10 protein-coding genes are annotated in these 13,564 nt (G+C 39.5%); all 10 read left to right on the forward strand.

What is annotated here, in order from left to right:
- Positions 1 to 28: 28 nt before the first annotated feature.
- The 10 genes from MKP09_RS07620 (at position 29) to MKP09_RS25655 (ending at position 13,536) form a co-directional block, all read left to right on the forward strand.
- Positions 29 to 2,632, forward strand: a complete 2,604-nt coding sequence (locus MKP09_RS07620) for a SusC/RagA family TonB-linked outer membrane protein (RefSeq protein WP_240827145.1) — start codon at positions 29 to 31, stop codon at positions 2,630 to 2,632.
- The gene (locus tag MKP09_RS07625; protein WP_240827146.1) at positions 2,608 to 3,330 is read left to right on the forward strand and encodes a hypothetical protein; all 723 of its coding nucleotides are present in this window, start codon (positions 2,608 to 2,610) and stop codon (positions 3,328 to 3,330) included. Before MKP09_RS07620 ends, MKP09_RS07625 begins: the two co-directional genes overlap by 25 nt.
- Positions 3,320 to 5,320, forward strand: a complete 2,001-nt coding sequence (locus tag MKP09_RS07630; protein WP_240827147.1) for a RagB/SusD family nutrient uptake outer membrane protein — start codon at positions 3,320 to 3,322, stop codon at positions 5,318 to 5,320. Before MKP09_RS07625 ends, MKP09_RS07630 begins: the two co-directional genes overlap by 11 nt.
- Positions 5,321 to 5,639: 319 nt before the next feature.
- A complete protein-coding gene (locus tag MKP09_RS07635) occupies positions 5,640 to 7,157 on the forward strand; it encodes a pectate lyase family protein (protein ID WP_317235192.1) in 1,518 nt (505 codons plus the stop codon).
- Positions 7,158 to 7,412: 255 nt separating this feature from the next.
- Complete coding sequence (locus tag MKP09_RS07640; RefSeq protein ID WP_317235193.1) at positions 7,413 to 8,930, forward strand: pectate lyase family protein; 1,518 nt, start codon at positions 7,413 to 7,415, stop codon at positions 8,928 to 8,930.
- Positions 8,927 to 9,055: a hypothetical protein gene (locus tag MKP09_RS27270; protein WP_317235194.1), complete on the forward strand. Its 129-nt coding sequence runs from the start codon at positions 8,927 to 8,929 to the stop codon at positions 9,053 to 9,055. Before MKP09_RS07640 ends, MKP09_RS27270 begins: the two co-directional genes overlap by 4 nt.
- A gap of 10 nt (positions 9,056 to 9,065) precedes the next feature.
- Positions 9,066 to 10,259: a hypothetical protein gene (locus MKP09_RS07645; protein ID WP_240827148.1), complete on the forward strand. Its 1,194-nt coding sequence runs from the start codon at positions 9,066 to 9,068 to the stop codon at positions 10,257 to 10,259.
- A gap of 77 nt (positions 10,260 to 10,336) precedes the next feature.
- Positions 10,337 to 12,259: a DUF6298 domain-containing protein gene (locus MKP09_RS07650; RefSeq protein ID WP_240827149.1), complete on the forward strand. Its 1,923-nt coding sequence runs from the start codon at positions 10,337 to 10,339 to the stop codon at positions 12,257 to 12,259.
- 255 nt (positions 12,260 to 12,514) lie between these two features.
- Positions 12,515 to 12,931, forward strand: coding sequence for a LacI family DNA-binding transcriptional regulator (locus tag MKP09_RS25650; RefSeq protein ID WP_262915156.1), 417 nt, complete (start codon positions 12,515 to 12,517; stop codon positions 12,929 to 12,931).
- A gap of 35 nt (positions 12,932 to 12,966) precedes the next feature.
- Positions 12,967 to 13,536 (forward strand): substrate-binding domain-containing protein, encoded by a 570-nt coding sequence (locus MKP09_RS25655; RefSeq protein WP_317235274.1) that lies wholly within the window; start codon positions 12,967 to 12,969, stop codon positions 13,534 to 13,536.
- Positions 13,537 to 13,564 lie beyond the last annotated feature (28 nt).

Consider the following 13,564-nt stretch of genomic DNA (forward strand, 5'->3'; position numbering starts at 1 on the left):
GCACATTTTAAAATTTTCGTGCCTGTTCGTGCTACTTGCATGTTTAGCAACCAATGCAAGTGCGCAAACCAGAACCTTAACAGGAACCGTCGTGGATGATTCCACACAAGCGCCCATTTCCGGGGCGACTATTAAAGTCAAAGAAGGCCCCCAAACTGCAGTGTCTAATATGCAGGGGCAGTTTACATTAAATGTTCCCACAACCGGAGCAACATTGGAGTATTCGTATGTTGGCTATGAATTTGGAACAATAAAAGTTCCTGAATCAGGCGATGTAACGATCCGCATGATTAAACTTAATGTCAATATGGATGAAGTAGTGGTTGTGGGATATGGTACGCAAAGGGCAAGAGATGTTACAGGCTCAATGGCTGTAGTAGACTTGAAAAAGCTGACCGATATTCCTGTTGCCTCTATCTCTGAAGCCTTGAGAGGTCAGATACCTGGCTTGCATGTATCTGGTGGGAGTCAGCGTCCCGGCTCGATGGCTACCTTAGATATTAGACAGCAGTTCAACTGGGGTAAAGATGGGGGTAATACAATTCCGTTAATCATAATTGATGATGTAATACAAGTAGACCCTCAAACTGGATTGTCTAGTTTGGAACGATTCAATATGTTGGATATGTCAGAAGTCGAAAGTATTACTGTACTTCGCGATGCAAGTGCTGCGATTTATGGTTCACGCGCTTCGCAAGGTGTCATTGTTGTTAAAACTAAAAGGGGTAAAGCGGGCACTCCGCGTATCTCCTATAGTGGTAAGTTTCAAACTAATGATGCGGTTAGCCATGGCAAAGTAATGAACGCAAGAGAATATGGCACTTTTGCTAATCGTTTTGGCAAGGTTGCAGAAGACTGGAGACCTGAGTGGCTGTATTCAGATGCTGAATTAGCGCGTATGGATTCTTTGAATTATGATTGGTTGGGGAATGACTGGAGATCAGCTGGCGCAATGCAGCATTCATTGGATGTAAGTGGAGGCTCTGAGCGGGCAACATATTTTACAGGAGCATCTTACTATACTCAAGACGCAAATCTAGGGTCCCAAGATTTTAACAGGTGGACCTATCGCGCCGGAACAGATATAAAAGTGGTTAATAATTTGCGGTTAGGTGCTACAGTCGCAGCGTCTAATACGAATCTGGAAAAATCATTTACAAAAATTAACATGAACGACGCCTATGCAATAGGAGGAGAACAGAATGATTATGGTATACTTTTGCATATGCCCAAATATATCCCCTGGATTTACAATATTAACGGTGTCGACCAATATGTATCTCCTGCCTTGGGTCCGCATCGTGTAGGTAATGCTACTGCTAACAATGTACTAAGTAGTTGGAACTATTATGCGTTATTAAATAATGGATCGAAAACCACTAATAAAAATTTCAATTATAATGGCAATTTTTCTTTACAATATGAATTGCCTTTTATCAAAGGGTTGTCGTTTAAAGTAAATTATGGAATAGCGCAAACAGCTACCAATACAGAGCAGATAATGATGCCTCAATCATTAGCGTCTGCTCAGAACATTAACAGTGCCGGTAATCATTTATATTCTTCTGCAACGGATTGGAGGATTGCATTGAATACCGCAAATTCACGTATTACATACGATAACACAACATCGAAAAGTGAGCAAATAAACTTCTTTGCCAATTATGACCGCAAGTTTGGGGATCATACGGTAGCAGCTATGGCAAGTATGGAACGCGCTGAGAACGAGTGGGAAGACAGGTACCAAATATATGACAAACCTATCCCAGGTGCATATAATGGTACTTCAGTATCTGCAGGTACTTTAAATCCATCTAATACCATTACTTATCGAACAGAAAGTGGTAGTTTGTCTTATCTGGGTAGACTGAACTACAACTATAAAAGCAAATATCTACTTCAGTTCGTATTTCGCACCGATGCATCAACTGTATTTGCTCCTGAAAACTATTGGGGCTTTTTTCCTGGAGTATCTGCCGGTTGGATAATTTCAGATGAAGACTGGTTTAAGAACAGCGTTCCTTGGGTTGATTATTTAAAAATTCGCGCGTCATTAGGCCGAACAGGTAATAATAATATTAAGGCATGGAGATGGATGCAGTTATACAAAGCTGAAACTGATAAAGGCATGGGCTTTGGTTCCAATGGTGGCCTCTACACTACTGGTATTACTCCTGAAGTGACTCCAAACAGGGATGTTAGATGGGATCGTACCATCCAACGTAACTTAGGATTAGATATGGCATTTCTTAATAATCGACTTTCTTTTACTATTGATGGATATTATAATACAACCAGCGATATGTTGACGGAAATGTCGGGAGCTATCAATGTTCCTATATCAATAGGAGGCGCATTCGCTGAACAAAATTACAGCGCGCTTAAAGCATGGGGAACTGAAATCTCAGCCACATGGAAAGAAAATATTAATGATTTCAGTTATTCTATTGGAATGAACTTTGGATTAGGTGATAATAAAGTGACCCGCTATTTTGATCAACCATTTGCTTATCCGTCAGTGGTATCCACTCGCAGAGAAATTGGGCAATCAACTATCTACCCTTTTGGGGGTTCAGAACCTGGAAGGAAACTTCCGGCGGGGATGGTATGTTGCGTACAGATGCTGACATAGATAATTATTGGAATTATCTAACTAATCTTGCAAATAATTCCGGAGTTGAGGGAGCCGCTCCAAAGTTCTTCGATATCACTGAGAAGGCGGGCCTGAGAAAAGGAATGTTAGTTTATGAAGACGTGGGTGGCCCATTAAATGCAGAAAATAAAACTATAGCTGGGCAAGATGGCGTTATTACGGAAAATCAAGATTATGTAAAGTTGAAGAAGTCAACGATGACTTATGGTGTCAACACAAATTTAAGTTTTTCCTGGAGAGGAATATCTTTATTAGCTCAACTTTCAACTTCATGGGGAGGCGTTAATAAGCTAGATTATCTGCAGCAACGTACAGGAAGCTCGCAGAGTATGTGGGCGCATCCTATTTATTTAAACGATATGTTTGATGAGAATGATAACACCGATGGCAAGTATCCCAACGTAGCATATTATGAAGCTTTCAAAGGTACTAACTCGGATTTCTTTCTTTTACCAACTTTCCGCATGTTCGTTCGTAATCTAAGTGTAGGGTACACACTGCCTAAGGAATGGGTTAAAAAAGTCAGTGTTGAAAATGCCAGATTATTCGTTTCCGGAAACAATCTGTGGGATTTTTATAACCCATATCCTAATAAATACCGCAACATGTATGATGCTACAAATGTTGGTTATCCTACGTTGCGTACTTGGGCGCTTGGGGTAAATCTTGGATTTTAATTTTTTAATTCTAATTATTTTAATGTATATGAAAAATAAAATATTATATCTGATTGCTTTCATATCACTTATAGCTTTCGGATGTAGCAAAAACTTCCTTGAGGAAAAGAAAAGCTATGACAAGTATGATGAAAGTATTTTTACTAATGAAGTGCAAACTGGCTGGTATATTGACCGTATGTATAACTACTATTTTGTTAGTTATAGAAATCCCCTACAATCTGTAGTGGGGCTATATAACGATAACCGATCTAGAATGACAGAAGAAATTGGCGGAACGGTAGGTGATTATATTAATCCAAACAAAACATTACGGTTAGCTTCAGAGGCGGATGCTTATTATGGAGCTTCGGTTGGAGGTAGTGTTCAAAATAATCCTTATACACGTATACGTTTTGCTAATTTTTTAATTCAGAAAATCGATGAAGTAGGACTGACCTTACCTGAGTCATTTCGTAAAACAGCGAAAGGTCAAATGTATTTTTTGAGAGCGCTTCAATATTTTGATTTGGTGAGGATTTATGGTGGTGTACCCATTGTAACAGCAGCACAAAATGCTAGTTCTACAGATGAAACTATTCGTGAACCTCGTGCTACATCTTCTGAATGCTTTGACCAAATTATTAAAGATTTGGATTCTGCCGCGACTTTACTACCAATGATATGGGATGTGCCGGGGAGTAATTATGGAAGACTTACTGCTGCAGGTGCTTTAGCAATGAAAAGCCGCGTATTATTAACTGCAGCCAGTCCCTTGTATAATTCAGATTGGGACAATTCAGGCAATGAGCGTTGGCAAAAAGCATTAGATGCAGGTCTGCAGGCAGAAACCGCTTTGACCGCTGCCGGTTATGGTTTATTTGGTTCAAATGCAAAAGATTGGGGAGCTATGACCGTTAGTCAAGATAATGCGTTTAACAAAGAAGCTTTAATGGTAGTATTACTTTCCACTAACTCAACTAGTTCGGCTGGTTACAACAATAGCTGGGAAAACTCTGTTCGCCCAAGAGATTACAATGGCGGTGGTGGACTTGCGGCAACTAAAGAGATGTTAGATTTGTTTCCACTTGCCAACGGCTCTCGCCCTACCGAAAATAATTATGTAGATACCTTTTTCTTTGAAAATCGAGACCCCCGTTTTTACAGAACTTATGCATTTTCAGGAACAAAATGGGGAACTAAAACAAATGCTAATAAATCTACGTGGTTTTATAGATGGAGGCCAAGTGCAACTGGAAATGTTAGTTACTATGCGAATAATCAAACAAATAGCCCTGCCGTAGTGCGTAAAATGTCTAATCCTGCTGCTGATACAACAGCATTAGCTTTTTCTGGTACTGATATTTTCGAATACAGGTATGCTGAACTTTTGTTGAATATTGCTGAGTGTTACGCAGCCAAAGGCGATGTTGCCAACACGGTGATTTATCTAAGTAAGATTCGTGAGCGTGTGGGTATAACGTCGGCTAACAATTATGGAATAGGAACACTTGCCAATAAATATGCTGCGCTAGAAGCATGTCTGTATGAACGTCGTATCGAGTTAGCTTATGAAGGTAAACGTTTCTGGGATCTACAACGCTGGATGCTATATGATAACATTGCTGAAAGTGGAAACACTGTTCAAAAACTTGGTCTAAGTCCAATAAATGGAACAACGCGTAATGGTTATTATTGGCAAGCAAAAAACTTTATAGCTTCAGATCCTTTAACAGCTAATGATAGGAGCATATTAATTGATCCTGATGCTGCGAATTTTGAAACGGAGCTGGCTAAATTAAAGGCCGTTTATCAAAATAAGTTTGTCATGACGCCATTAGATCAAGCCTGGGACAGAGTTAATAATGCAGCCGTTACAATATTGTTTCGTCCGAATTATTATTTGTCGGGATTATCAGCGTCAACGTTAAGTAACAATCCTTGGCTACCACAAACAATAGGTTGGTTGGATTACTCAGGCGCACCGGGTACTTTCAACTATAGACAATAGCCTAATACTTATATTAACAAAAGAGAAGATCAAACTTCTCTTTTGTTTTTTTATGTTAAATAAATGTATAAATGACGTTTATGTTGTCAGATAAGCTTTTTGTAAAAAAAAATATATTATTGATGCAATTTTATATTGACTAATGACGTCTAATTCACAGAACCAAAAATAGCTGCCAAATATTTCGATATTTAATTACTAAATGTTTAGAAAGTAAGATGAAATGATTCCTAAAAATTATCTCGTAAATTATACTGAAAACACGATGATTATTTTAATGATGAATTCCATCGGATAATAAAAAAATAAAAATCGACAGATGAAAAAGTCTCTTGCCTTAGGAATAACTTTGTTAGCTATTTCCTCCACAGCCTTCGCTCAGTATCCAAAAATTCCTAAAGAAGATCAGGAAAAATCAAGAATATTAATGCAGAATACAGAAAAGCATTCAGACTCTATGTGGGCGTTTGCTTATCCTATTATTAAAAAACAGGCAACAGAAGGAAAGCCCTATATTCCCTGGGCTTCCCGTTATGATGAATTGCCACATGCTTCTATTCCCGCATTTCCGGGCGCCGAAGGTGGCGGTAAATATGTACAAGGTGGAAGAGGTGGTAAAGTATATGTAGTTACTAATTTAAATGATGACGGGCCAGGAAGTTTTCGTTGGGCTTGCGAACAAGGTGGAGCTAGAACAGTTGTTTTCAACGTTGCAGGTATCATCAAATTAAAATCTCCTTTAATTATCCGTGCGCCATATATTACTATTGCCGGACAATCAGCGCCGGGCGATGGTGTATGTATTGCAGGCGAATCCGTATGGATCAATACACATGATGTCATCATTCGCTATATGCGTTTCAGAAGAGGTGAAACATGGGTAGGACGTAGGGATGATGCGATTGGCGGTAATCCTGTCGGTAATATTATGATCGATCACGTATCTGCAACATGGGGTTTAGATGAAAACATGAGCATGTACCGACACATGTATAATGACAGTACTGGAAAGATTGAAGACAAATTTGGAACAGTAAACATCACTATTCAAAATTCAATTTTTGCAGAAGCGTTGGATACATGGAACCATGCATTTGGCAGCACATTAGGCGGAGAGAATTGTAGCTTCATGCGTAACCTTTGGGCTAACAATGCTGGACGTAACCCTTCAGTAGGTTGGAATGGTGTTTTTAATTTTGTAAATAATGTAGTCTATAACTGGGTACATCGATCAGTAGACGGTGGGGATTATCGTGCTCAATTCAATATCATTAATAATTACTTTAAACCTGGTCCGGCAACGCCGAAGAACACGCCGGTTGGGCATCGTATTTTAAAACCTGAAAGTGGTCGCAGTAAATTACCTTATCATGTATATGGCCGCGCTTATGTAAATGGAAATGTAATGGAAGGTTATCCTAATGTTACTAAAGATAACTGGGATGGTGGTGTTCAGGTAGAAGAAGAAAATGGTGTAGGCGAACACCTTGGTTATATGAAGCAGAACAAGCCGCTAATTATGCCCGAGCTTACTATATTAAATGCAGAAGCGGCAAAAGCCTATGTATTTAATAATGCAGGAGCTACTTTACCGAAGCGTGACGCAGTTGATATAAGAATTGTAGATCAGGCTAAAACCGGTGTGGTTAAGCCTTTGGCAAATGTAAAACTTCCCGAAACGCAGTTTGAGCACAGACGCTTGCCGATTGATTCTTATAAAATAGGAATTATTACAGACCCTTCACAGGTTGGAGGTTATCCTGAATATAAAGGAACGCCATACCAGGATGCAGATAAAGATGGTATTCCTGATGATTATGAAAAAAGAAAGGCCTGAATCCTAATGATGCTTCAGATGCATCGCAACTTTCAAAATCTCGTTCAGGCTACACAAATATCGAAGAGTATTTAAACAGCTTGGTAAATGTTTATAACGTTGTACCAGCTGTTACAAAGAAATAGATCGTCTTAGCTAATTTTATCGACCCGGCAGATGAATATGTGGCATCGGTATTGCGTCGCACAGCGTCATCTGAATTACTACTATCAACTTCCGTAAACGGCGCAATACTTAAAATATAAAAATATAAGAATGAAGAAATATATTGCTGGAGCATTAATATTGGGCTCCTTATTCTACACTTCTAAAGATGTGGCTGCTCAATATCCTGTAATACCTAAATCAGTAGAAGATTCTGCAGAAGCCGTTCTGGCAGCTCAAAAGGAATTATCTAATAAGGCTTGGTTAGATGCACAAACTATTGTAGAAGCAGAAGCTAAAAATGGCAAACCATTTATTCCGTGGGCGGCCAAACCTTCTGATTTACCGCAAGCAAAAATAGCTGCATTTCCGGGAGCGGAAGGTGGAGGGAAGTTCAGTTTTGGTGGACGCGGTGGAAAAGTATTAGTGGTTACAAACCTCAACGATAGTGGCCCCGGTAGTTTCCGCTGGGCTTGCGAGCAAGGTGGAGCAAGGATTATTGTTTTTAATGTTGCCGGAATTATACAATTAAAAACACCTGTAAATATCCGTGCGCCTTATGTAACTATTGCCGGACAATCGGCTCCGGGCGATGGTGTTTGTATAGCAGGCGAATCAGTATTGATCGATACGCACGATGTTATTATTCGCTTTATGCGATTTAGAAGAGGAGCCACAGAAGTCACTCGCCGTGATGACGCGCTGGGTGGAAATGGTGTTGGAAATATTATTATCGATCACGTTTCTGCAAGCTGGGGCCTCGATGAGAACATGAGCATGTATCGTCACGTATACGACAGAGGTGGAAAAGATGAAAAACTTCCTACCGTAAATGTTACTATTCAAAACTCTATTTTTTCAGAAGCATTAGATACTTATAATCATGCATTCGGTAGTACCATTGGTGGTTTGAATAGCTTGTTTACAAGAAATCTTTGGGCTAATAATATCAGTCGTAATCCTTCTGTTGGGATGTATGGTGATTTTAATTTTGTAAATAATGTTGTATTTAATTGGTGGAACAGAAGTGCAGATGGTGGCGACCACAGGTCAATGTATAATTTTATAAACAACTATTACAAACCCGGACCCATAACACCGGCGGGTGAGCCAATCAGTTACCGCATTCTAAAACCAGAATCAGGAAGGGATGCGGCCAATAAAGAAAATTTTGGTAAAGCATATGTTTCAGGAAATATAATAGAAGGCAATGCAAAAGTTACTGCTAATAACTGGGATGGTGGCGTTCAGCCGGAAGCAAAAGATGTAGCAACACTTTTAACTAAGATCCGCGTGGATAAGCCTCTTCAGTTGGCCCCGGTAACTGTAATTGAAACAAAAGATGCTTATAGTTATGTTCTTAAAAATGTAGGTGCCATACTTCCAAAGCGTGATGCTGTTGACGCAAGAATTGTTGAAGAAGCAAGAACCGGTAAAATTATTTACAGCGAAGATGCCAAACCTTATTATGGTCGTTATATAAAACGCAGGTTGCCCGAAGATTCTTATAAAAAGGTATCATCACAAACCCTCTGCAAGTGGGTGGTTATCCAGAATACAAAGGAACAGCGTATACAGATAGTGATAACGATGGTATTCCTGATGATTATGAAAAGAAAAACAAGTTGAATGCAAATGATGCATCTGATGCTGGCAAAATTTCTAAGAACGGATATAGTAATATTGAAAATTATTTAAATAGTTTAGTGGATATTGCAAGGGTGAAGCCTTCCAAAGGCATTAGTAAATATTAATTTTTTCTCTTTGAGACATAACAAAGAATATTGCGAGATAAGTATTGGCTATTTGAGGCGTCCTCGCCTCAAATCACTATGCTATCGCCTCATGGCGATGTGTAATATTTTATTGCTTGTTCAATCTGCATCAGCACAGAAGCCAAAGCCACCTAAGCCCATACTTCCGGTAGTTATTGAAAGAGGAAAGGTTATATATAATGCTGATACTGTAACGGGCGATCGCGTTCCCGACTATTCTTATTGCGGCTACAAAGCATCTAACGAAGAAATACCTATGGTACGCGTAAAAGCTGTTGTGCCTTTGGTAAAAGGTGATGCTACCGGAACAATTCAAAGCGCTATTGATAAGGTGGCAGCAATGCCATTAGATAAGAATGGTTTTCGTGGTGCAGTATTATTATCAAAAGGAACTTATGAAGTAAACGGTCAATTGCGTATAACACAGTCTGGTATTGTGTTACGAGGCTTTGGCGCGCAGGGGCAAACTACAATTAAAGGAACAGGCGTAGATAGAGATGGCTTAATAAGAGTTTTCGGAAAAGATGATAAACAAACAAATCCTGAAAAAACAATTTCACAAAGCTATGTTCCGGTAGGTGCCACTTCTTTTGAAGTGAGCGATATATCCGGATTTAAAACAGGAGATGTTGTTCAAATAAAAAGACCTTCAACTCAAGCGTGGATTGAAGCATTGGGAACAGAAAGCTTTGGTGGCGGTATCTCTGCGCTTGGCTGGAAACCGGGTGATGTTGATCTTTATTTTGATAGAAAAATTATTTCCATCGATGGACATAAAATAACCATTGATGTGCCGCTTACAACATCATTGGATGAAAAATATGGTGGCGGAACGATCGCGAAATATAGTTGGCCCGGACGAATCAACAATATTGGCATAGAAAATCTGATGCTAATTTCAGATTACGATAAGTCGAATCCTAAAGATGAAGAACACAGGTGGATGGCAGTAACCTTCAATAATATTGAAGATGCCTGGGTTCGACAAGTATCTTTTAAACATTTTGCCGGATCTGCGGTATTCATAAATGAAACAGTAAAACAGGTTACGGTTGAAGATTGTATTGCTACAGAACCTGTTTCGGAAATCGGTGGACAAAGACGCAATACTTTTTTACACGTGGCCAGCAAACGCTGTTCCAGCGCTGCTTTTCGGTCAATGGTTATCATGATTATAGTGTAGGGCATGCCGCTCCCGGACCAAATGCTTTTGTTCAATGCGTCTCAGAACGTCCTTATAGTTTTAATGGACCAGTAGGCATGTGGGCCTCTGGTGTGTTGTTCGATGTAATGCAGGTTGATGGAAATGCTATAAAAATCGGTAATCGTGGACAGGACGGAAAAGGTGCCGGATGGAGTGGTGCCAATTGCTTTTTATGGAATTGTAGTGCTGCTTTAATCGAATGTGATAAACCACCTACTGCGCAAAACTGGTCTTATGGTTCCTGGAGCCAGTTTTCGGGTAAGGGATTTTGGGCTGAGTCGAATAACCACATGACACCCCGCAGTTTTTATTACCTCCAGTTACAACAGCGTTTACAAAAAGATGTAAGTAAACAAGCGGCAATTCTTGATATTGGTTCAGAAGCATCCAGCAGTCCAAGTGTGGAAGTGGCGCAGCAACTCACCAAAGAAGCATCTTCTCCAAAAGTCGAGATGAAAGAATGGATTGTAGCGGCAACTAAGCGCAATACGATTGATACTGATAGCAAAGGCGCTGTAACAATTAAGCCTGTTCCTAACGGAGTATGGAAAACTGTTGCACCTTCAGGAATGGAAGTAGAAAATGGACGACTTGTTTATCAACAAAACAAAAGCCTTGTAACAGGAAAAACACAGGAAGTGCCATGGTGGAGCGGCGGCGTCGAAGGCAAAGATCTGCAACAGGGTAAACAGAAAATATCAGTTACGCGTTTTGTGCCCGGCAGAGTAGGGCCTGGTCTTACAGATGATTTGAATGAGGTAGTTGATTCTATGAAGATAAATAATATTGTGGCCCTGAATCAACATTATGGTCTTTGGTATGAACGCCGAAGAGATGATCATGAAAGAATAAGACGTATGAACGGTGATGTGTGGCCGCCGTTTTATGAACTGCCTTTTGCAAGAAGTGGTAAGGATTCTGCATGGGATGGATTGAGTAAGTATGATCTTACAAAGTACAATACCTGGTATTGGAATAGGATGAAGCAATTTGCAAGGCTGGCAGAGCAGAATGGGTTGGTATTATTACATCAAAATTATTTTCAGCATAATATTATTGAAGCTGGTGCGCACTATGCGGATTTTCCATGGCGCACCGCTAACAACATTAACAATACAGGTTTTGTAGAACCGGTGAATTATGCAGGCGACAAACGCATATTTTATGCCGAGCAATTTTATGATATTTCGAATCCTGTAAGAAAAAAATTGCATCAGCAATATATTGAGCAGAGCCTTAATAACTTTAAAGATATTAGCTCTGTAATACAATTTACAAGTGAAGAATTTACCGGCCCCTTGCATTTTGTGGAGTTTTGGTTGCAAACAATTGGCAACTGGGAAAATAAAAATAAACAGCATCCGCTTATCGCACTTAGTGCAACCAAAGATGTGCAGGATGGTATTTTAAAGAATGCAAAATATGCTTCAGTTGTTGATGTGATCGATATTAAATACTGGCATTATCAGGCCGATGGTTCCGTGTATGCTCCGGAAGGAGGTAAAAATTTAGCGCCTCGCCAATGGGCAAGATTGCTAAAACCAAAAGCAACATCGTTTGAACAAGTATATCGTGCAGTAAAGGAATATCGCGATAAGTATCCTGATAAGGCTGTAATGTACTCGGCAGATGGAAGTGATAGATTCGGCTGGGCCGTTTTTATGGCAGGAGGTTCTTTACCGGTAGTACCAAAGAATATTGACAGAGATTTTGCAAAAGCAACAGTAGGTATGAACCCCGCGCCAAAACTGGGTAAGTACGCGGTGGCAGGCAAAGATGGAATCATCATATATTGTGATAATGAAAGTAGCAAACTGTCATTAAGTTTAACTGATTTTCCCGGAAACTTTACACTTTACTTCATTGATCCTAAAACCGGTGAAAAAAGAGATTTTAAAAAATCAATTGCTGGTGGTAAAACTGTTAATATTGATTTGCCCAATCGCGGAGCCATTATTTGGCTTACAAAAACCTATTAATATATCTTCTCAACCAGAAGTTGGTATGCTGTTGAAGCGAAATAAAGCATTTGAATCGAGCCGCAAAGTTATAATAGAACAGTATTTTCAAGTTTGTAGTCTGGAAATAACGGGTATTAATCTCTGATAGAAGACTGTTTTATAAGTCCGCACTTGAAAGTGCGGACTTACTTTTGATATTTTCTATAATTTAAATTTGGCATATAAAGTTGGGATAGTTATTTTTGGTAACGTTTACATTTTAACGTTTGCAAATTGAAGCCAAAAAACATTTCATCCAGTTTAAAGGACGTGGCCAGTTATGCTGGTGTATCCATCGCGACAGTTTCCCGCGTGATCAATGCGGATCCTAAAGTGAAAGGAGAAACTGCCCTAACCGTACAAAAGGCAATTAAAACACTTGGTTACCGGCCAAATAGAGTAGCGCAAAGATTACGTGTTACCAATGCCCGCAGACGGTTGATAGGCCTTCTTATACCGGATATTCACAATCCATATTATGTAGATATAATCAGTGGTGTAGAGCAATACGCTTATGATCAGAACTCTACTGTGATCATTGGAAACTTTTCTCAAGACCCTAAAAAAGAAGAGTTATATATTGATATTTTAAGAAGTGAATCTGTGGACGGATTTATTGTAGCCACTACGCCCAGAACTGAAAAAAAGTAGAATTATTAATTGAAGAAGGCATACCTGTTGTTTGTATTGACAGAGGTTTAAAAAGCTTAAAGGCGGACGTTGTCAAGACTGATAATGAACTTGGTGCATTTTATGCCACCGATCATTTGATAAAACTGGGACATACAAAGATTGCTCATATTGCCGGCGATAAAGAAATTCCAACAACACATGAGCGAATTGCTGGTTACAAATCGGCCTTTAGACATCATGGTATAAGAGTTGACGAGAAACTGATCTTCAGCAGAAAATCTGATTATCAAAGCGGGGTAGAACTTACCGAACAGGTTATTAGCCTGAAATCCAGGCCTACAGCAATTTTTACCGGTAATAACCTGCTCACTTTGGGTGCTTTTGAAGCGCTTCATCGAAATAATATTCGAATGCCGAAGGAAATAGCAGTAGTGGGTTTTGATGATGTTTACTGGGCAAGTTCCTTAAACCCAGCACTTACAGCTGTAAAGCAGTTTGGATATGAGATGGGACAGCAGGCTATAGAATTACTTTACAAGAGACTCTCAAATCCACAACGCCCACCAACCAGCTATATTCTAAAGCCGGAATTAATGATCAGAAAATCATGTGGAACTAAATAAATTTTTTAATTAATTATGTAAACGTTTA

The organism is Paraniabella ginsengisoli (assembly GCF_022513635.1).
Lineage (GTDB): Bacteria > Bacteroidota > Bacteroidia > Chitinophagales > Chitinophagaceae > Niabella > Niabella ginsengisoli.

Coding starts and splice junctions, on each gene's coding strand:
- MKP09_RS07625 (WP_240827146.1), top strand. CDS start 2,608: ATGTTGCGTACAGATGCTGACATAGATAATTATTGGAATTATCTAACT.
- MKP09_RS07635 (WP_317235192.1), top strand. CDS start 5,640: ATGAAAAAGTCTCTTGCCTTAGGAATAACTTTGTTAGCTATTTCCTCC.
- MKP09_RS07640 (WP_317235193.1), top strand. CDS start 7,413: ATGAAGAAATATATTGCTGGAGCATTAATATTGGGCTCCTTATTCTAC.
- MKP09_RS07650 (WP_240827149.1), top strand. CDS start 10,337: ATGTGGGCCTCTGGTGTGTTGTTCGATGTAATGCAGGTTGATGGAAAT.